Annotated in this window: 20 protein-coding genes; 7 read left to right on the top strand and 13 right to left on the bottom strand. The window is 41.0% G+C overall.

Annotation, left to right across the window (positions count from 1 at the left end; all coding sequences use genetic code 11):
* The first annotated feature begins 269 nt into the window (after positions 1–269).
* The gene (locus tag A3EU_RS0104200; RefSeq protein WP_020534874.1) at positions 270–935 is read left to right on the top strand and encodes a hypothetical protein; all 666 of its coding nucleotides are present in this window, start codon (positions 270–272) and stop codon (positions 933–935) included.
* 30 nt (positions 936–965) lie between these two features.
* A complete protein-coding gene (locus A3EU_RS0104195; RefSeq protein WP_020534873.1) occupies positions 966–2,384 on the top strand; it encodes a type IV secretory system conjugative DNA transfer family protein in 1,419 nt (472 codons plus the stop codon).
* Here A3EU_RS0104195 and A3EU_RS0104190 read toward each other — a convergent pair.
* Together A3EU_RS0104190 and A3EU_RS0104185 are read right to left on the bottom strand one after the other, a co-directional pair.
* Entirely contained in the window at positions 2,354–2,923 is a 570-nt protein-coding gene (locus A3EU_RS0104190) for a hypothetical protein (RefSeq protein WP_020534872.1), read from the bottom strand. The two genes, A3EU_RS0104195 and A3EU_RS0104190, sit on opposite strands and share 31 nt — an antisense overlap.
* A gap of 88 nt (positions 2,924–3,011) precedes the next feature.
* A complete protein-coding gene (locus A3EU_RS0104185) occupies positions 3,012–3,431 on the bottom strand; it encodes a hypothetical protein (protein ID WP_044085447.1) in 420 nt (139 codons plus the stop codon).
* Between the two features lie 132 nt (positions 3,432–3,563).
* Here A3EU_RS0104185 and A3EU_RS0104180 point away from each other — a divergent pair, with 132 nt between their 5' ends.
* Both A3EU_RS0104180 and A3EU_RS0104175 read left to right on the top strand, forming a co-directional pair.
* On the top strand, positions 3,564–3,929 hold the full coding sequence (locus A3EU_RS0104180; RefSeq protein ID WP_020534870.1) for a hypothetical protein: 366 nt from the start codon (positions 3,564–3,566) through the stop codon (positions 3,927–3,929).
* 468 nt (positions 3,930–4,397) lie between these two features.
* A complete protein-coding gene (locus A3EU_RS0104175; protein WP_020534869.1) occupies positions 4,398–4,934 on the top strand; it encodes an antirestriction protein ArdA in 537 nt (178 codons plus the stop codon).
* A gap of 196 nt (positions 4,935–5,130) precedes the next feature.
* Here the strand turns inward: A3EU_RS0104175 and A3EU_RS0104170 are convergent, their stop codons facing one another.
* Positions 5,131–5,850, bottom strand: a complete 720-nt coding sequence (locus A3EU_RS0104170) for a toll/interleukin-1 receptor domain-containing protein (protein ID WP_026211215.1) — start codon at positions 5,848–5,850, stop codon at positions 5,131–5,133.
* 518 nt (positions 5,851–6,368) lie between these two features.
* Between A3EU_RS0104170 and A3EU_RS0104165 the strand changes: the two genes are divergently transcribed.
* The 3 genes from A3EU_RS0104165 to A3EU_RS29355 are packed head-to-tail and all read left to right on the top strand — an operon-like array spanning position 6,369 to position 7,644.
* Positions 6,369–6,599, top strand: coding sequence for a hypothetical protein (locus A3EU_RS0104165; RefSeq protein WP_020534866.1), 231 nt, complete (start codon positions 6,369–6,371; stop codon positions 6,597–6,599).
* Positions 6,599–7,030: a PIN domain-containing protein gene (locus A3EU_RS0104160; RefSeq protein ID WP_020534865.1), complete on the top strand. Its 432-nt coding sequence runs from the start codon at positions 6,599–6,601 to the stop codon at positions 7,028–7,030. The genes A3EU_RS0104165 and A3EU_RS0104160 overlap by 1 nt, the downstream gene beginning before the upstream one ends.
* An 11-nt stretch (positions 7,031–7,041) precedes the next feature.
* Complete coding sequence (locus A3EU_RS29355) at positions 7,042–7,644, top strand: recombinase family protein (protein ID WP_020534864.1); 603 nt, start codon at positions 7,042–7,044, stop codon at positions 7,642–7,644.
* 44 nt (positions 7,645–7,688) lie between these two features.
* Here A3EU_RS29355 and A3EU_RS0104150 read toward each other — a convergent pair whose 3' ends face one another.
* The 10 genes from A3EU_RS0104150 to A3EU_RS0104105 all read right to left on the bottom strand — a co-directional run bounded on the left by A3EU_RS0104150 (position 7,689) and on the right by A3EU_RS0104105 (position 18,249).
* Positions 7,689–7,898, bottom strand: coding sequence for a heavy-metal-associated domain-containing protein (locus A3EU_RS0104150; protein ID WP_020534863.1), 210 nt, complete (start codon positions 7,896–7,898; stop codon positions 7,689–7,691).
* 7 nt (positions 7,899–7,905) lie between these two features.
* Positions 7,906–10,164, bottom strand: a complete 2,259-nt coding sequence (locus tag A3EU_RS0104145) for a heavy metal translocating P-type ATPase (RefSeq protein ID WP_020534862.1) — start codon at positions 10,162–10,164, stop codon at positions 7,906–7,908.
* A gap of 199 nt (positions 10,165–10,363) precedes the next feature.
* Positions 10,364–10,942: a hypothetical protein gene (locus A3EU_RS0104140; protein ID WP_020534861.1), complete on the bottom strand. Its 579-nt coding sequence runs from the start codon at positions 10,940–10,942 to the stop codon at positions 10,364–10,366.
* Positions 10,943–11,070: 128 nt separating this feature from the next.
* Positions 11,071–11,340, bottom strand: coding sequence for a c-type cytochrome (locus A3EU_RS0104135; RefSeq protein WP_156825647.1), 270 nt, complete (start codon positions 11,338–11,340; stop codon positions 11,071–11,073).
* A 25-nt stretch (positions 11,341–11,365) separates the two neighbouring features.
* Positions 11,366–12,571 (bottom strand): hypothetical protein, encoded by a 1,206-nt coding sequence (locus tag A3EU_RS0104130; RefSeq protein ID WP_020534859.1) that lies wholly within the window; start codon positions 12,569–12,571, stop codon positions 11,366–11,368.
* A gap of 25 nt (positions 12,572–12,596) precedes the next feature.
* On the bottom strand, positions 12,597–13,007 hold the full coding sequence (locus A3EU_RS0104125) for a c-type cytochrome (RefSeq protein ID WP_156825646.1): 411 nt from the start codon (positions 13,005–13,007) through the stop codon (positions 12,597–12,599).
* Positions 13,008–13,219: 212 nt separating this feature from the next.
* Positions 13,220–14,023, bottom strand: coding sequence for an AlbA family DNA-binding domain-containing protein (locus tag A3EU_RS29350; protein ID WP_044085463.1), 804 nt, complete (start codon positions 14,021–14,023; stop codon positions 13,220–13,222).
* On the bottom strand, positions 14,010–15,254 hold the full coding sequence (locus tag A3EU_RS0104115) for an MFS transporter (RefSeq protein ID WP_020534856.1): 1,245 nt from the start codon (positions 15,252–15,254) through the stop codon (positions 14,010–14,012). The genes A3EU_RS29350 and A3EU_RS0104115 overlap by 14 nt, the downstream gene beginning before the upstream one ends.
* 9 nt (positions 15,255–15,263) lie before the next feature.
* Positions 15,264–17,564 carry a heavy metal translocating P-type ATPase gene (locus A3EU_RS0104110; RefSeq protein WP_071596848.1) on the bottom strand — a complete coding sequence of 767 codons (2,301 nt, stop codon included), beginning with the start codon at positions 17,562–17,564 and terminating at the stop codon, positions 15,264–15,266.
* A gap of 133 nt (positions 17,565–17,697) precedes the next feature.
* Entirely contained in the window at positions 17,698–18,249 is a 552-nt protein-coding gene (locus A3EU_RS0104105) for an ion channel (protein WP_020534854.1), read from the bottom strand.
* Between the last annotated feature and the right edge of the window lie 15 nt (positions 18,250–18,264).

The following is an 18,264-nucleotide window of genomic DNA, read 5'->3' as shown; positions in this document are numbered from 1 at the left end:
CTTGGCGTTGTTTATGATACTGTTTAGTAGCCTTTGTCTGTTTCTAGATGAGCTTGGAATTTGGATGAAGGTAAGGAGTTCTGTTTTAGACCTTATTGATGGTGAAGTAGACATGGAGACGATGATGAGACTTAAAACAGAGATTGTACAGAACAAAGAAGTCGGTAAACTGAGAAATAATAATCAGTTCGATGTCTCAGAAAGAAATAACATAAGACATGAAGTTCAATCCAAAAATATTGCCATAATCGAGTAACAAAAATAATTCAATGAAACTCATAAAAATATACGTTGTACTAACAGTACTTAGTGGAATTGCCTATTTAGTCTTTAGTGACTACTTTTTCTCTTTTTCAAAGAATGAGGAAGTACTTAATCAGTTAGAAGCTGCTCCTAAGGAAGAGAACAGTGTGATAAATGCAGACCTTTGGGAGCAGGCTTTAATTGGAAAATGGCATTTTAAACAAAATGATTTAGCAGAGAACATTGTAGGGGTTCTGGAAGGAGAAGTAGAATATTTCCCTACTGGTGAATTTATCAGAAAGTTTACCTATTCAAGATTTGAATGTTTTGATGTTCTGGGTCGTGTAAATCATAGCTCACTAATAAAAGATACTTTGAATATATCACCACAACCTGAATGCTTGCAGTATATAATTGGTATTGGCTATCAAGGTACCTACAAAATTATAAATGATGAAGGTTGGATTGAACAAGCTAATCAATGTGAAGAAGCAACTGCCTATTCTCAAAAAGGAATATCTCCTCCAATCCTTTGTAAACACATGACAGCAGGGGAGCAACACTATGGAAATAAAAACAATATGCTCTCTACTGGAAATATTATTCATTTCGATCAGAACAAAATAATAATAGAGACTTTCAACTATTCAAGTGGGGCAAAAGTCATTTATAAAGCTTATAAGGAAGGATAACTCCTAAATTCTCAACAAACTAATGTTATCATGGTAAACTTAGATAAAATCTTAGTTCGTTTTTCATCAAAACCCGAAGATGGATGGACAATTAGAGATGCTGTTCGGGGAATTCAGATATTTGGAGGAATTGGTTCTGGGAAATCCTCAGGCTCTGGTCAGACGTTGGCTAAAGCATTCCTAAAAAATGGGTTTGGGGGTTTGGTGCTTTGTGCCAAACCTGATGAGCGAACTAATTGGCAAGAGTATGCTCGTAAGGCAGGAAGGGAAAATGATCTAATCATTTTCAGCGAAGAAAGTGAGTACGAATTCAATCCTTTGGAATATGAAATGACAAGATCAGGTAAAGGTGCTGGAGAGGTTTTTAATTTGGCGAATCTCTTCATGGAAATCTATAAGATGGGTAATCGTTTTGGAGGTGGAGGTAATGCTGGAGAGAGCGAACGTTATTGGGATAATGCGTTAAGGAGGTGTATTAATAGAATGATTCAACTCCTTGGCCTCGCCGGAGAAGAAATAAGTATCCGAAATATGAGAAGACTTCTTTCTGCGGCTCCTTTGGAGCATGAGGTTGAGGGAATTTCGGAGATGAGTGATGAGGATATTTCAAAATGGGGAGAGAGTAATTATTGTATGGGGTGTATTATCAACGCGGGAAATTCAGTAAAAACAGAGGAACAAGAAGAAGAATATACCTTAATCAGTGATTATTTTTTGAGAGAGTTTGCAACCCTTCCAGAAAAGACTAGACCAACAATTGTAGAATCATTCTTAGGGCTTGCAGAGCCTTTTACTTCGGGGATACTGAAGAAGCATTTTGCACAAAAAACCAATCTTTATCCAGAGGTAACCCACGAAGGAAAAATCATCATTTTAGACTTCCCCGTGAAGGAATATCTTGCCGCAGGTGTGTACGCCCAGGGCATATTCAAACTACTATGGCAGCAGGCTACAGAAAGGCGAAATACTAAGGAAGATACCCTTCCCGTATTCTTATGGGTTGATGAAAGTCAACTGTTTTTGTCAGACTATGACCAAATATTTCAAACTACCGCAAGAAGCTCCAAAGCATGTACGGTATTTTTGAGTCAGAATATATCAAATTATTATGCGGCTATCGGAGGTCGTAACCCTCAGTCAAGAGTTGACAGTCTATTGGCTAACCTTTCGACTAAAATATTCCATGCAAATAATGATGCTGTTACTAATGAGTGGGCCGCTAAGACTATTGGAAAAGCTTTCCTCAATATCAGTAGTATAAACGTTGGCAAAGGGCAAACTTCGGGTGTAAGCCAACAGTTACACTATCAAGTAGAACCCCGAGAATTCACAACTCTCCTTTCGGGGGGTAAGGCTAATGAATTTGAAGTTCACGGAGTTCTAACCATTGCTGGTAGAAAATGGAGTAATGGCAGGAATTACTTAGAGGTAGTATTTTCACAGGAATAATTACGTATATGGAAAAAAAATATAATTCTAGTTTGCGCCGTGAATTTTATTCTATCGTTGTCGAGGGGAGTCTGCTGAGGCTCTATCGAATCTATTCTATTCCCCGTAGAATGTACCAAATCCATGTAAGCTAGTATGTTGGTATTGAATGTAGACTGAGCTCCTTCTAAGGTTCGCGTACCTGATTTAACGTCACCATCTATCCAGCCTTCTCCTTCTGGATAGGTGCCATCACTTTGAAGATACCTCTGTAATTGCTTTATCTTTTCTGGCTCAAGATCACCTAATTTGTCAGAATTGAAAACATACCTACTAGTTCCCAATTGATTATTCTCTTCTAATTCTATCAGCTCATTTTCGAACATAAAATCTATTGCTTGTATTTCTGTTTGATCTACGAAAGATCGATCAAAGAGTAGTGCATCACCAAGCATAGTTAATTCCTTACGACGTTTTGAAGACTCCCCCGATTTCAGGTTATAGGTACTTACTTGAAATACGCTCTGTAGTCTATTTTTCTTCCATTTTGTAAAATTCATTTTTAACTCCTATTAATTGGTTTTCCAAAATCATATCATAAAAAGGTTAATAAAACATTAACATTAAGATGATTGAGTTTTTTGGGCACTACCTCCCTTTTACAGGAGCTTTCTTGACTGGAGCCTTCTTAGGAGTTACGGCTTTCTTTGGAGTCGCCACCTTAAGCTTAGATATACCTTTAACCTGACTGACCTGTCCTTTCTGGGGTTGAACCTTTGGTTGTGGGGCAGTATTAGCTTTTGTTTTTAACCGACTTATGCCTTGGCTTTTTTGAGGTGGAGGAGATGGCGTATTTTTTTTGACTGGTGGTAAAACCTGCTTAGGAGTAGTACGATTTTTTACAACCTTTTTGTCTACCCATTTTTTCTTTTGTTCCTGTGCACCTTGCTTAACAATTTTCTTAGTATCAATGGCACCGCTTTCTTTTTTTGGAAGTGTGTTTTCTCCACCGCGTAGCTCATTGTTTTTCGATTGACCACCGCTGCCTTTCTTTTTAGCCATCATCATTAATTTTGTATGTAATAATGATGGAAAATTAAGGACTGTTGTGCTATAATTTATCTGTCTTCGCGAAGGGTTTTGAGGTTTTCCCGTATTTTCCAAATCGCTGCTACATAATCATAACAGACGAGGTTTTAAATGAGACTTAATGATCAGAATTATATTTTAGATGCAGAATTACTTCCCATGATTGCTAAGGCAGAAAATGGAGATTTGGAGGCACAGCTCATTCTTGCCGAAGCATTTGGTGAAGGAAAAAACGCATCAGAATCACCAAATATGGCTGCTTACTTCGAGCAAATGATATTTAACTCAACAGAAGATACTTTAGTGAAATTCAGTATACTTTGGAATCTTGCCATAAGAGCAAAACAACAACAAGACTATTCTTTGATGAAACTGCGTTTCCATGACGCTATTGACTTCATGCAGGAAAACATTCCTATGGAAGAATGGGACTTCTCCTTATTCGGGCTAATGGAAGATTTTCTACTACAGGAGTAATTTTATGGTAAGTAAGTCGTCTCTATCTAGGGAACTTTAGTTGCTATTGGCAAACAGATAGACCACCCCCAGCCCCCTCAAAATTCTCAATATTCCTCATAGCGATACAAGCTCTACAAACCAGAGCAATTCCGGCGATTTGACCATCTCGGATATCTCTATTTTCACCGTTCCGCTTCTGCTTGGCGTTTATCTCGTGGCAATACCCAATAATAGTAATCGGTAATAATTTTATTCCCCGCCGCTATGGTTCCCTTATTTGGACATTGGATCAACCTTCCCCTTTTCAGCTGCACTAAGCTACAGCTCGTCTCACCCTCTGCAAGTCACACTTCGTATTAGTTCAACAATTTTTTGGGTCAAGCCGCAATAAATGGTCGCTCTAGACTTGCATAGTGCTCACCTTCACTGAATCCAGGTTCCGCAAAAAGGGCAGATGCCCAATTAACCACTTAAAGGAAAGGAACCATGACTCATCAGGAAAATACATCAACAGACAATTACCAAATTTATGTAGCCTCTTTATTAGACTATAATGCAAGCATTCTTCACGGCAAATGGATCGACCTCGACGGCTTAAGCAAAGACGATNTTCTGGAAGAGATCAATCAAATCCTCCAAACCAGTCCCTATACCAAGCAATACGGCGAAGTATCTGAAGAATGGGCTATCCATGACTTTGAGCTTGGCGGCATCCGAATTTCGGAATATGAAAGTCTCGATACTATCGTCAGCATAATGGAAGCATTATCCGAACATGGTGAAGCCTTCGCGATCTATTACAACAACGTTGATGATCTAGCATCTGCAAAAGCAAACTTTGAAGATGCATACGCAGGCGAGTATGACTCTTTCCTGGATTATGCCACACAAACTTTTGATGAACTCTACGCTCACTCCATTCCAGAAAGTCTTCGTATTTATATTGATTATGCAGCCTTTGCCCGTGACCTGGATGCTGATGGGTACTTCATTGAAGATGGGCATGTATTTCGGCCTGTTTAGGGCGGTTCATCTTGCTCAATAGGAATTCTTTATCGAAAATCGTTCGCATTGTTATGACCAGAAAGCAAAAGGGCGGCCAATTGGCCACCCCTTAATTGTATTCTATGAGAAAATTGGCACGAGTCAGCCTCCTCATTTTTCTTCGGTAAAAGCTAAGAAAGCGGCTACTACATTGGCGTGGCTGAAGCCTAAAAAACTACTCGCATACGACCTCATCAACCTTAATCAGGTCAGCAAGTCTCACAGCTACTCGTTCCATTGAGTCTTCAGATGTGTCCAAACCATTGCGGGAGCCAAGTAGCGGACTTACATCCCGAAGAGCATCATAGGTCGTATCATGTACAATCGGAATGAGAAGGTTTCGGGCAAGTAATGCAGAGAGTTCTTTATCTGCAATGCCCGCATTTTGAACACGCTTGAGAAACGACGGAGTAACCAGAACGATCCCAACTCTTGATTTGGCCAAGCCTTTATCAATCTCACGAAGGAAGGGTGCGCCTAAGAGGATGTCCTTCTCACTGAACCAGACGGATACGCCGTTAGACTGTAAATGTTCGCACAAATCTTTGGCTGCACCTTTTCGGTCGTCCCACGCATGGCACAAGAAAACGTCTCTTACGTCAGGAATAGAAGACCGCTCAACAATATTTTCACGAATAGGCGTGAGCGTTTGTATTTCATTTGGTGTGTAGTAAACCGAAGAACCCGCAGGAGACCAACGTGCTCTCATCGTTCGCCCTGATCGTCCGTGACCTGAACTGCCGCTACTTCCTCCGCTGCTACGTGACGGAGAAGAGTAGGAGTATGATGAATACCCGTAGGAGCTATAACCTCTAGAGCTGCCACCACAAGCAGGACAGTTTGCTGTTCCGCTTGCTGTCCGATGGCCATTTACCGGTGCTGTACATCGTGCCATAATCTTATCCTTTACTGGTTTTAGTGATGTGATATTTCTTTAAGCTCATGTTGAAAATAGTTTTGGTATTAGATTTATTTCAAACAAAACAATGTTAAACTTTATAAGGTTGCCGTTATCAGACAAAATGATACCACTTTCTAGTGAACAGGCAAGAAATTTTCAATGAGTAGACTAATTGACTTCTCGTTCGCTTTCCAGTACCCAAAGTCCGAATCTAGAGCAAATAGATCGTCTTAGTTTCGTAAAGTATCGAAACAATTATCATCAAAATTAGAACAGTTTTTTCGACAGTGGTGCAGACCTCTGCTGTCCACAAAAACGACCGTTTTCCCGAACACCAATCAATCAACCTCCATTTTCCATTTTTTCTTTCACCAGCAGTACAAAAAACTGGTCTACTAAATCAAAGTACGATAAAGCTAGGTTAGCATCCTTTTGCGGTACAATATTACCTTGACTTATAGCATCTGATGCTATATCATCAGATGTGGTAATTAAGAGAGGTTTACTAAAAAATGAGAACTACCCTAAACATAGATGATGAAGTATACATCATAGCAAAGCATCTGGCGCAAACGAATAATAATTCGATAGGTGATACCATTTCAGAATTGGTAAGAAAAGGATTAGATAGAGAGCTGCCAAAGTTTGAGGCCGAAGATTTTCCAATAATACCCACAAGAAATACGGGCAAGAAGATCACCAATGAGCTTATTAATAAGATCAGGGAAGAAGAAGGCTTCTAATGAGTTGGTTACTTGATGTTAATGTATTGATTTCTATCCTTGATGAAGATCATATTCATCATTCTATTGCCAGTGATTGGTTAAGTAAGAATTGTGAAAATGGATGGTCGACTTGCCCAATAACGGAGAATGGCATAGTAAGGATTTTATCAAATCCTGCATATGGATTAGAAGGCTCAACTCCGAAGATAGTTAATGGGTATTTTGGCAGACTTAAAAAAATATACCCTCATCATAAATTTATCGCTGATAGTTACCCTTTAGATGATGGCACTATAAATTTTGATTATGTGTTAAACTCCAAGCAGCTAACTGATGCATATTTAACAGGTTTAGCTTATCGTGAGAGCTTAAAGTTTGTGACTTTTGATAAAGGTGTAAAATCATTATACCTTATGGAAAAGCCAGAAGATATAATAGTCTTGCTCTAGGAGGTTTTATTTTGAAAATCGGATATGCCAGAGTAAGTACCAAAGACCAAAACCTCGCTTTACAGAATGATGCTTTAGCCAAAGAAGGCTGCGAACTCTTCTTTGAAGAGAAAGCGAGTGGTGCTAAAACTGACCGACCAGAACTTCGCCGAATGATAGATCAGCTACGTAAAGGTGATATTGTCATTATCTGGAAATTGGATAGGCTAGGGCGGTCACTGCGCGACTTGGTAAATCTTGTCACCGAGATACAGGACAAGGGTGCGGGTCTGAAATCGCTCAATGATGCTATTGACACCACTACTCCACAAGGGAAACTAACTTTCCATCTGTTTGCCGCACTAGCAGAATTTGAGCGCGACATCATCAGTGAGCGCACCAAAGCGGGACTAGATTCTGCCCGCGCGCGTGGTCGAAAAGGTGGGCGACCCAAAGGTTTATCTCAACAAGCTAAGGACAAGGCCATCATCTCAGAGACTTTATACCGAGAGGGTAATCTATCAGTAAGCCAAATCTGCCAACATTTAGGTGTGGCTAGAAGTACATTCTACAAATTACTCAAGCATAGAGGCATCCAACTTGGACAAAAAGAGGAGCGGACTAACCCGCGTTGATAGTAGCTCCTCTTTAATGCATAGTTTCAAAATAATTGTATTTGCTACTTCGCTTCTGCTCTAAAACCAGCCTCTGCTACGGCAGCCTGTACTTCTTCTTCCGTTAAGTCACTTGTTTTTACCGTTAGGGTACGGTCATCATCCTGCAAATCAACCTGCCAGACAGCGATGCCTTCTTTGGCTTCCAGTATGGGAGTCACTTTGGATAAACAACCTGAACAATTAATATTGGTTTTGAATTTTAGCTCTTTCATGATTCGATCAAATTTTTATTTGTTTTAAACGTAAGCTGTTAGTGACTACTGACACGGAACTAAGTGCCATCGCTGCACCGGCAATCATGGGGTCAAGCTCAAACCCATTGATTGGATACAGTAGACCCGCCGCAATCGGAATTCCGATTAAATTATAAATGAAGGCCCAGAATAGATTTTGCCGTATCCCAATTACCGTTTTCTTGGATAGTTTCAGTGCTTGAGGAATAGCCATTAAGTCAGACGTAATTAGGGTCATCTTTGCCACATCAATAGCAATGTCCGATCCTTTGCCCATTGCGATGCTAACATCTGCCTGTGCCAAAGCTTGCGAGTCATTGATGCCATCACCGACCATGGCTACTGTATAGCCTTCCTGTTGAAGTTGCTTTACATAATTTGCTTTATCACTAGGCATTACTTCGGCCTGGAATTTCGTAATACCTACTAGCTTAGATACAGCTGCGGCTGTTCTAGCATTGTCCCCGGTTAGCATATGCACAGCTATGCCTCGCTTTTGTAGTAGGGCAATGGCCTTAGCAGAAGTAGGCTTTATCTTATCAGTTATACCCAGTATTCCGAGCACTGTCTTTTGGTTTGCAAAGAAAATGACGGTCATACCTTCTTCACTCCACTCTTGGTAAGTTTGCGTTACTTCGGCAGTGATCTCTAAATTGTGCTCTGCTATCAATTTGAAATTACCTACGAAGTAGGTTACTCCCTTCACTCCTGTCCCGCGTACACCTTTACCGGTAATACTATTGAAATTGGTCACTTCTTCCGTTGGGGTTCCTTCTTGCTCCAGATACTTGATTACCGCTTCGGCTAATGGGTGCTCAGACTGTTCTTCTATGCGGCGTAAGACTCCTTTGTCGTATGAAGTAGCGGTCTCAGTCCAGTGTGTACGCTGTACCTCTGGATGCCCTTCCGTAATAGTTCCAGTTTTGTCTAGGATGACGGCATTAACCTTGTATCCTAACTCCAGACTTTCTGCATCTTTAATGAGAATATTATGTTCTGCACCTTTCCCAATCCCTACCATAATAGCCGTAGGGGTAGCAAGACCAAGCGCGCACGGACAGGCGATAACCAACACCGCTATAGCATTTAGTAATGCATGAAAAAAGGCATCCTGCCCACCCAATATCATCCATGCCGTGAAGGTAATGATTGCAATCACAATTACTGTGGGGACAAAGACTCCAGCGATCTTATCGACCAACCCCTGAACGGGAGCTTTACTTCCTTGTGCTTCTTGCACCATTTGGATGATCTGAGCAAGTAATGTCTCTTGCCCTACCTTCTCCGCTTCAAATCGAAAGCTTCCTTTCTGGTTAATCGTACCTGCAAATAGCGTGTCACCAACGGTTTTGTGCACTGCTATCGGCTCACCAGTGATCATGCTTTCATCAACGAAACTGTCCCCTGTGATAATACTACCGTCAACCGGTATTTTTTCACCTGGCTTAATAACTATATGCTGTCCTCGCTTGACTTGTTCAATTGGAATAGTGATTTCCATACCGTCCTCTACAATTCGTACGGTCTTTGGTTGTAATCCAATTAATTTTTTGATGGCAGAAGAAGTATTCGATTTAGCTCGTTCTTCCAGTAATTTGCCCAGCGAAATGAAAGTGATTATAACGGTCGCCGCTTCGTAGTATACGTGGCTCTCAAAGCCTCGGGAAATAAAAAAGTCAGGAAAGAGGGTATTGAACAAGCTAAAGAAGAAAGCTATCCCTGTGCTCAAGGCTACCAGTGTGTCCATGTTAGCCTTACCGAATTTAGCTTGCCGATACGCACCAATAAAGAAATCACGCCCAAACCAGAATAGCACTATCGCACTGAGAGGCAGTGAAATCCATCTACCTGGAACCCAGTGCATATAAAACATACCAAGGATAAAAACCGGAAGTGTTAGTACAGCGGCCCAGATCGTTTTACGCAACGCTTTCTGATAGGATTGTGTAGCCCGATCCTCCTGCTCTTCTAATGCGTTGGAATCATTATCACCTAAGATCAGGTCATAACCTACCGCTTGTAGTGCCGCCTGTAGCTCTTGTTCACTGATAAGAGAATTGTCAAATTCTACTGTTGCTGTAGTATTGGCGAAATTGACCGAGGCTTCATGTACTCCCGGTAGTTGATTCAGGATAGACTCCACACTGGCTGAGCAAGATGCACAACTCATCCCCGTGACGGGAAAACGGTCTTTAGTAGACTGCTTTCTATCATTTTTATTTTCCATGATAACCTCTGCACTCATATTTCTATCTTTTATAGTGCAAAGATCAGGGTAATGGAAGATGAAGCTGTTATACTTTTTTGAGAGAAATTTGCAGCTTTTTGTTTAGGTACAGTAATTCCAAAAATAAAGCGCGGACCACTCAATAGTGATCCACGCTGCTAGCTAAAAGATACTGTAATGCCCTTCAAATATTACTTTGATGTGGATTAAAACAGGATTAATGGTTGGAGCACTCACCAAGTATCCTATTCACTTTATAAGTATTATGAAATTCGTCAAAGGAAAATATTGCTTGCCCGCCGCTAAAGTTTGCGTCTAGTAAATCATGAAATTGGTGGTTCTCCGGGTAGGCCTGTTTAAGATTATCCAGATTAAGAGGTAGTATTGGGCCACTTAGGTTAAGGCTGAAGTGAAATGTTGCAAAACTATTGAGTTCTTCTCCTAAGCTTGTATCGGAGTCTCCTAATTGATAAACAATAAGGTGGCCAACTTCACTAATCTGATATAGCTGGTTTTCGAAGAAACGGAATTGTTGGCCATTACAATCGAGATATCCATAGGTTTCTGACTTTTTATATCGGAATTTACCTTTGGGGGATTTTACCTTGATCCAATCCCTTTTTAGATTGCCAAGAGAGATTCTACTCCCTTTTTCATTACAAGAGAACTCATGAGAGATGAATTCATTGCTGAAATCTTCAAAAGTCAGATATATTCCTGTTGTTTGAGAAAATCCGGATAGAGATGAGATAACTAAAACAAAAACAGGAACTAAGAAATGAAGTAGTCTTTTCATTTTATCGAATTCAGAATAAACAATAGATAAGCAAGGGTAATTATGAGCGTACCACGCGAAAACGGGGCCCTGGATATTCAATAACACTGCTAGTATATTCTATCCCTTAGGCCCCCTGACAACTTCTACTAATTTGCTGTCTTGAGAAAGTCAGCGATTTTCGTTGCTTCCGTAGTTGTTAAATTTGCTCGTACTTGCATATGCATTACGGCAACATCCCATTCTGCGTCGCTGAATGTTTCGGGAGACGGGCTATTATGGCATCGCAGACAGTTTTCACCCCAAAGTTGCGCTCCTGACTTGGTATCAGCTAAGCTATTTGTGGTAGTACAGGCATTCGTTGCAATGGCGACTAATGCTAATAAGAAGAGTCCGGTTATCATTAATGATCTTTTCATGGTAGTACTTCTGTTGATGGAGTTATTAAAAACCTATTGCCCAGTGAATAAAAAATGAATCCTCGCTACCACCTTCCTCATTTTCACTATGTCCGCCTGCCTCGCCGCTAACCGTTCTATAGGAAACCTTTACTAGCGTTCTCCAGTCAAACCAATAGTTTAAGCCAACTTCCCATTGTTGTTGATTGGCTTCCCAAGGGGCTCCTTCCGGGGTTTCGATTGAAGAGTATCGTGTTGCCAGCTCTAAGTTTTGTACAAGCTTACTACTGACAAAGGCGGGCCGGATGGATAACTGGGCAAACCATGTAGAACTTGAGTTGTCAAATGAATGTAACTCGCTTGGATCGTCCTCTTCTGGAAATGCTGCCTCGTCCACGTTTGCGGCTGCATATTGAGCCTTGATGTCTACTACACTTCGCAGTGACGAAAGTCTTTGGACATAAGACATGTCAAATGCGTAGAGGAAGGCAGCAATATCTTCGTAATCACCTTCTTTGTTTCCAACTTTGCCATATAGGCCGGAAATCCCCACTTCTAAGGCAGAATTATTCATTGGGAAAAAACCTATTCGCCCTCCAAAAGACTTACCTTTATTATTGTCAGGTGCAATATCGTAATGGAGTACGCCACCTTCTTCGGCTTCTACGCTTCCATCATTGAGTTGTGGTCCATTAACAGCATAGATCGAATAGTTAGTTTTGATATTTCCTAAATAAGAAGCTCCACGAAGTTCAATTCCAATGTCAGCGGAAGGAAGTATTCCGTCATGACCTGCACCAAGGGGATTAGTAGGGAATTTGTTAATCCATGCCGGGTGAAGATTCGGCACATAGGTGCCAAATGGAAGTAAAAACTTTCCTGCTCTTACTGTGACGGCATCAGATAACAGATAGGACATGTTTGCGTACTCTAGGCCCAAATGAGTCTCGCCACCTTCTAATTCGATCTCCAATTCACCTTCAAAAAGCAATCGATCCGACTGCCTAAAAACAAAAAGAGGATTAAAGGCACCCCCTACGAAAGAGGTCTCCTCGCTGGTCATTTCTAGCCCTGAATGAGCATAACCCCTCAGTAAGAATCGACTTTTTCCTGGTTTAAGATAATCAATAGCTGCACTTTGCTGATCTGTAAGGCTATATCCTTGCTGCGTATTTTGATCGTCTTGGGCAAGGGCTACATTGCAAATGAATAAGGCGAGTGCCAACGTGAATATGTTTAATTGATATTTCATATATAAAGTGGTTGAACTTGAACAATTAGAGTTGTCGTATATAATTCACCAACTGCCAGCGTTGCCTTTCTGTAAGCGTTTCCTGGTATGCTGCCATTGGAGCCCTGCCCTTTGTAATTTTCCAATAAATTGCGCCATCACTTTGTTCTTGTACCGCAGTACTTTGCAGGTTTGATGGCCTTGGATTTAGATTCATTCCGGCCAGACCATCTCCTTTACCTCTATCTCCATGACAAATAGCACACATCTGTTTGAAAAGGCTTCGTCCTAAATTTGCAGCATTGGCATCTCCTGCTACAGGATTCTGAAAATTATCTGCTAAAGAAGGTGCTGTCCATTCTTCCTGCCCGTATACATTGGATGTAGTTAAACTCATACAAAGCAACAGAAAGGGGAAAAAGAGAAATTGCATTAAAAATTTCTTGTCGTTTTTCATAATTCAGCGATGGTTAGTTGATGGTTAATTTGCTGTTATGAAGTTAGACATCTTTTGACAGGAGTACTTGCGGTTTTTTGGGCAATGTTTATTAAATCTTGCTAAGCTATAAGTGGAGTTATATATATATATTTCCGGGTTGAATCAGACCGTTGCTTACTGAGAGCTTGTTTGGTAGGTAGAGTTGCTCTTGTCTACAATTAATTTTTTCCTCACCGAGCATTTATGTATTTCACTGCTTCCTGAATTGTTAAGGGCTTAGTGGAATTACCGGCTCGAATGTAAAAAGATGTTTTGTTTTTACCATGTACATAAGCTGGTGATGTTGCCACCTCTATTCGTAACACGCAAACATCTTTTTCATCTAAATCATAAAAATCAATTTCAATAAGGGAACAAAATTCAATGCCGATATCATTAGTGATCAGCTGATAGATTTGTAGTTCGAAACCATCCCGGTCTTTCTTTTTTAGTGATTGGTAATCCTGTTTAAGGCCAAGAATATTCCCGGAATCATCAAGTCCTATAAGTAGTGTCCCTCCGCTAGTATTCATAAATCCTGCAATAGTTTTTACAATCACCTCTTCCAGTGATTTGTTAATAGTGTTTTGATGATAATCAAATCTCAAAGAAGATTTAAACTCTATCCGGTCACTCTCCCCTTCTTCAATAATAGATAAAACACTTTCCTTTAGTTGCTTATCCTGTCTTCTCAACTTCGCTGATTGTCGCAATAAATTTCGATAATACAACCCTGACCCTAAGCCAACTAATGCACCAATCAGCACAAATGCGATAGCCATACCCGTCATCCGAAAAGAAAAAGAGTCCAATACCCTGTGAGGAGCGATTTCTAAAAAATTAGTTATGCTAAACGGAGTGTCGTTCATTTCAAACCAGTAAATCACCATAGTTACAGGGTGCAAAAAAAAATAAAATATGGTAATACCAAACAGTAAATGAACCAGAATAGTATATTTTCCTCCTAGGCTTTTCCTTGAATTAATCACTTCCATATACAGTCATGAACTTTTTGCTGATGAGAAGGTATCCGGCAACTAAGAGCACCATTATCCCTGTTAGTAAATAAGGTAAGAATGTATTCAAAGTCAGTAGCCAACTACCGATAATTGGGCCTATTACCTGACCAAGGCTATCTGTAGATTTTTGGATACCGAGTGCTTCGCCAGCCACCTTTTCCCCTTTCAGTGAAATCAACGATGTGACGTTCGGTGTAATAAAGGCTCCCCCGGCAGCCAATAGCCCGATGAAGAGAAAAACATATAACAGTTGGTCAGTTAGGAGTAATAATAAAACACCAACTCCAAATATTCCAAACCCAAGAGTGATCTGTTTCCTACCCGAGATTATTTTTTTGATCCTTGTGGAAACTACTAACGGTTGTAACAAGGCCATGACCAAGGCACAGACCATAAATCCATATCCAATGGTGACGGCATTGTATTGCAACTCATTTTTGGAAAAGATGGAAAATACCGCTTCAAATAAGGTGAGGGCTATCTGATAGATAAAGGATAAAAATAATAAAGGAAACAAATCCCTTACGATCTGATACCATGTTGCCCCTCTAGAACGCTTTGGCTTTTCAGCAAGGAGGAACACTCCATTCTGTAGTCCTTTATTTATCAAAGGGAATAGCAAAAGGCCGATTATAGCCAGAAAGAAAAAAGGAATAGAATAGCCATTAATCAAAAAATGGCCCCATTCCAGATTCCAGTGCCAGTCCCTTTGGCTGAGCAATCCACCGATGAATGGCCCTACTACTACTCCCAAGCTGTAGGAAGTGCCGCCTAATGCAATACCAAGACTACGCTTATCGGCAGAAGTGAGGTCGCTAATCAATGCATATCCTACAGGAATAATTGCTGAAGTAAAAATTCCACCGATAATGCGAGCAAGATAGAGCAGCCAAATTGAAGTAGCCACACCAATTAATAGTTGCATCGCTACGAAACCAGCAATTCCCATGAGCATAAGTGACTTTCGACCAACACGATCTGACCAACGCCCCCAAAGGGGAGCAAAAAGCATTTGAAAAAAGGGATAAACACTCGTTAAAAACCCAATATGAAAAGTAATTTGGTCAGAAGACACACCTTCTCCCAAAGCTAATCGCTCTGTGAAAAATGGTAGAACCGGTAAAATCACACCGAAGCCTAGAGCGACCACAAAAAGCGTGATAAAAACAGTTGCCAGGCTTTTATCAATAAAACTGAATTCATTCATAGGTATGGACTACTGTCCTATCTTTTTCTTCAACAATTGTGCATTAATGGCTACTATAATCGTGCTTAAACTCATAAAAACCGCTCCTATCGCAGGACTCAACACAAAGCCCCAAGGATACAATATACCTACGGCCAAGGGTATAGCAATGGCATTATAACCAGTAGCCCAGGCCAGATTCTGGATCATCTTGCTATACGTGGCTTTTCCAAACAGGATGAGATTGGCAATATCCTTGGGGTTACTATTGACGAGAATGATATCAGCGGTTTCCGCAGCTACATCGGTACCTGATCCTACGGCAATGCCCACATCGGCTTGGGCCAACGCAGGTGCATCATTGACACCGTCACCAGTCATGGCTACAAATTCCCCTTTAGCTTGCAATTCCTTGACAATTTCTACTTTTTGATGAGGCAATACCTCTGCATAGTAACCGTCTAATCCAAGTTCTTCACTCACGGCTTTACCGACTACATCATTATCACCAGTGGCCATAAAAACTTTGATGTTGTTAGCTTTAAAAGTCTTGATAGCTGCCGCTGATTCTGGTCGGATTTCATCAGCAAGAGCAATGTACCCTGCTAAGGCTCCATCTATGATCACAAAAACTACCGTTTCGGCAGCACTGCTATAGGCTCCTTCAGGAATCTCTATTTTTTCATCCCGTAAGTACCCGGGGCTAACCACCTTTACGGCTTTCCCTTCTACGCTTGCTTGTACACCTTTTCCGGTAATGGCTTCAAAGTTATCGGGAGCAGGAATAGTAATTTGCAATTCCTTTATCTTTTGAACAATCCCCACCGCAATTGGATGCTCTGAACTTCGCTCTAAAGCTCCAGCTAAACGAAGCATTTCATCTTGATCAAGATCATTTTGTAAGCTTTCGTAACGAGTTACTCCAAAATCACCTTTGGTGAGTGTACCAGTTTTATCAAAAACCAGAACTGATATCTTTCTGGCTTCTTCAAATGCGGTCCGATTGCGAATCAGTAAACCGTTTTGAGCCGAAATCGCCGTGGAAATCGCAACCACCAATGGAACGGCCAAACCTAAGGCATGCGGACAGGAGATAACCATAACCGTGACCATGCGCTCCAACGCAAAAACAAAGTCTTTCCCGAGGGCCAGCCATAAGACCAAGGTACCGAAACCTACTGCTAGGGCAATATAAGTCAACCACTTGGCCGCCCGATCCGAAAGATTCTGCATTTTAGATTTGGTCTTCTGGGCCTCCTGAACCATCGTAATCACTTTGTTCAGATAACTATCCTTACCCGTATGCTCTACCTTTACCTTTAGTGAACCATTGCCGTTGATAGAGCCACCGATCACCGAGTCGTGCAATCCTTTTTGTACCGGCTTGGATTCACCAGTCAACATAGACTCATTGAGGTAACTTTCGCCTTCTAGCACCGTCCCATCAGCGGGAACTTTTTCACCAGGCTTTACCAAAATAACATCTCCACTTAGCAGATCTTCCAGGCTGATATCAACGACCTGATCTCCTTCTATTTTATGGGCCTCCGAGGGCATCATGCTTACCAACAGTTCTAGAGCTTTAGAAGCCCCAAGTACCGACTTCATCTCAATCCAATGTCCGAGGAGCATAATGACAATTAGCGTAGCGAGCTCCCAGTAAAAACTCTCGCCCGGCAAACCGAAGGTGGTGGCTACAGAATAGAAATAGGCTACAGAAATGGCCATAGCAATTAGGGTCATCATACCGAGAGATTTATCCCGAACTTCTTTCAAAAACCCCTTCAGGAAAGGTAAGCCACCATAGAAATAAACAATACTCGATAAGGCAAAAAGCAAATATCTACTACCGATAAATTGCCAATCCAGTCCCAACCAGCGTTGGATCATAGGAGAAAGCAGCAGAATAGGAACAGTCAGTATCAAAGAAGCCCAAAATCTTTTTCTGAAATCGGCGATCATCATGCGGTGATGATCGTGCCCCATTTCCCCGTGGCCCGGATTGTGATCACCATGTTCGCCCTCCATTTGGTGTTGACCATGGCCGTCTTGCATTTTGGCGGACTGTTGAGCGCTTCCAGTTTGGTTCATTTGATGATGATGTTCAGAGTGTTCTTCCCCATTAGACAACTTTATGCGATAATCACCTGCTTTAGCCAAAGCCTCATTCATTAGCTTTTCAGCAACATGATGATGCATGGTAATCGTTGCATGCGGTGGTTCGAGGATTACTTCGGCCGACGCTATCCCGTCAATCTGTTCTAATGCTTTTTTTACCGCTCGTACGCAGTGCGCACTGGTCATCCCGGTGATTGAATAAGTATGTTTCATAATTGTTTATGATTAATATTCGTGTTCAATATTCATTAAAGCTTGTCACCTTGAAGCGAGGTCGAGTAATTCACCCATCTTTTTTAGCAGACTTGGAAGTACGAGTCGACAGGCTATTTAGTTCAATAATTATTCACTCTTTAATGTGAATTTTTTTAATATTAGCTAAGGCAAAGACTACTAGAAAAAAGCTCAAAAATATTTCGAGCATCACCACTAGCCGGGCTATCTCAGAAACGGGTACAATATCTCCATAACCTACAGTAGCAAATGTGATCACACTGAAATACACGAAGTGATATAAATGGTATATGTAAGTCTCAGATTGTGCCTGTACACTGTCAAAGGTGGTATGATCAAATTGATAAAGGCAAGTATAATCCGTTGCAAAAGAGAAAATACTGATAGCTATCAGCAGCCCAAAGACCCAAAGCAGACGCTCAGCGGAATGACAGATCCTGATTAATTTCGCTAGTTGCTTTAAGGTGGTAAAGGCAATAATACCTGTTTTCGCTAAAGCAAGTACCAATATCAAATAATCAAAAGGGAATGCCTGATGATCAATGAAAGACATCATCAGAATATAAAGTAGACCTACACCCAAAACACTTGCTATCGCAAATATTGTTTTTTGGTATAACTGCTTATAAAAAAAGGCACCGCGAAGGGTATTATTAACTGACATAGCAGTGGTTTTCTT

Source organism: Lewinella cohaerens DSM 23179 (assembly GCF_000379805.1).
GTDB lineage: Bacteria > Bacteroidota > Bacteroidia > Chitinophagales > Saprospiraceae > Lewinella > Lewinella cohaerens.
Note: the sequence above shows the minus strand (reverse complement) of the source record. Positions and strands in the feature narration are given on the sequence as shown.

What these genes read in the sequence shown, in the direction of transcription:
- A3EU_RS0104200 (WP_020534874.1), top strand. Translation starts at nt 270, where the DNA reads ATGAAACTCATAAAAATATACGTTGTACTAACAGTACTTAGTGGAATT.
- A3EU_RS0104195 (WP_020534873.1), top strand. Translation starts at nt 966, where the DNA reads ATGGTAAACTTAGATAAAATCTTAGTTCGTTTTTCATCAAAACCCGAA.
- A3EU_RS0104190 (WP_020534872.1), bottom strand. Translation starts at nt 2,923, where the DNA reads ATGAATTTTACAAAATGGAAGAAAAATAGACTACAGAGCGTATTTCAA.
- A3EU_RS0104185 (WP_044085447.1), bottom strand. Translation starts at nt 3,431, where the DNA reads ATGATGATGGCTAAAAAGAAAGGCAGCGGTGGTCAATCGAAAAACAAT.
- A3EU_RS0104180 (WP_020534870.1), top strand. Translation starts at nt 3,564, where the DNA reads ATGAGACTTAATGATCAGAATTATATTTTAGATGCAGAATTACTTCCC.
- A3EU_RS0104170 (WP_026211215.1), bottom strand. Translation starts at nt 5,850, where the DNA reads ATGGCACGATGTACAGCACCGGTAAATGGCCATCGGACAGCAAGCGGA.
- A3EU_RS0104165 (WP_020534866.1), top strand. Translation starts at nt 6,369, where the DNA reads ATGAGAACTACCCTAAACATAGATGATGAAGTATACATCATAGCAAAG.
- A3EU_RS0104160 (WP_020534865.1), top strand. Translation starts at nt 6,599, where the DNA reads ATGAGTTGGTTACTTGATGTTAATGTATTGATTTCTATCCTTGATGAA.
- A3EU_RS0104150 (WP_020534863.1), bottom strand. Translation starts at nt 7,898, where the DNA reads ATGAAAGAGCTAAAATTCAAAACCAATATTAATTGTTCAGGTTGTTTA.
- A3EU_RS0104145 (WP_020534862.1), bottom strand. Translation starts at nt 10,164, where the DNA reads ATGAGTGCAGAGGTTATCATGGAAAATAAAAATGATAGAAAGCAGTCT.
- A3EU_RS0104140 (WP_020534861.1), bottom strand. Translation starts at nt 10,942, where the DNA reads ATGAAAAGACTACTTCATTTCTTAGTTCCTGTTTTTGTTTTAGTTATC.
- A3EU_RS0104135 (WP_156825647.1), bottom strand. Translation starts at nt 11,340, where the DNA reads ATGAAAAGATCATTAATGATAACCGGACTCTTCTTATTAGCATTAGTC.
- A3EU_RS0104130 (WP_020534859.1), bottom strand. Translation starts at nt 12,571, where the DNA reads ATGAAATATCAATTAAACATATTCACGTTGGCACTCGCCTTATTCATT.
- A3EU_RS0104125 (WP_156825646.1), bottom strand. Translation starts at nt 13,007, where the DNA reads ATGAAAAACGACAAGAAATTTTTAATGCAATTTCTCTTTTTCCCCTTT.
- A3EU_RS29350 (WP_044085463.1), bottom strand. Translation starts at nt 14,023, where the DNA reads ATGGAAGTGATTAATTCAAGGAAAAGCCTAGGAGGAAAATATACTATT.
- A3EU_RS0104115 (WP_020534856.1), bottom strand. Translation starts at nt 15,254, where the DNA reads ATGAATGAATTCAGTTTTATTGATAAAAGCCTGGCAACTGTTTTTATC.
- A3EU_RS0104110 (WP_071596848.1), bottom strand. Translation starts at nt 17,564, where the DNA reads ATGAAACATACTTATTCAATCACCGGGATGACCAGTGCGCACTGCGTA.
- A3EU_RS0104105 (WP_020534854.1), bottom strand. Translation starts at nt 18,249, where the DNA reads ATGTCAGTTAATAATACCCTTCGCGGTGCCTTTTTTTATAAGCAGTTA.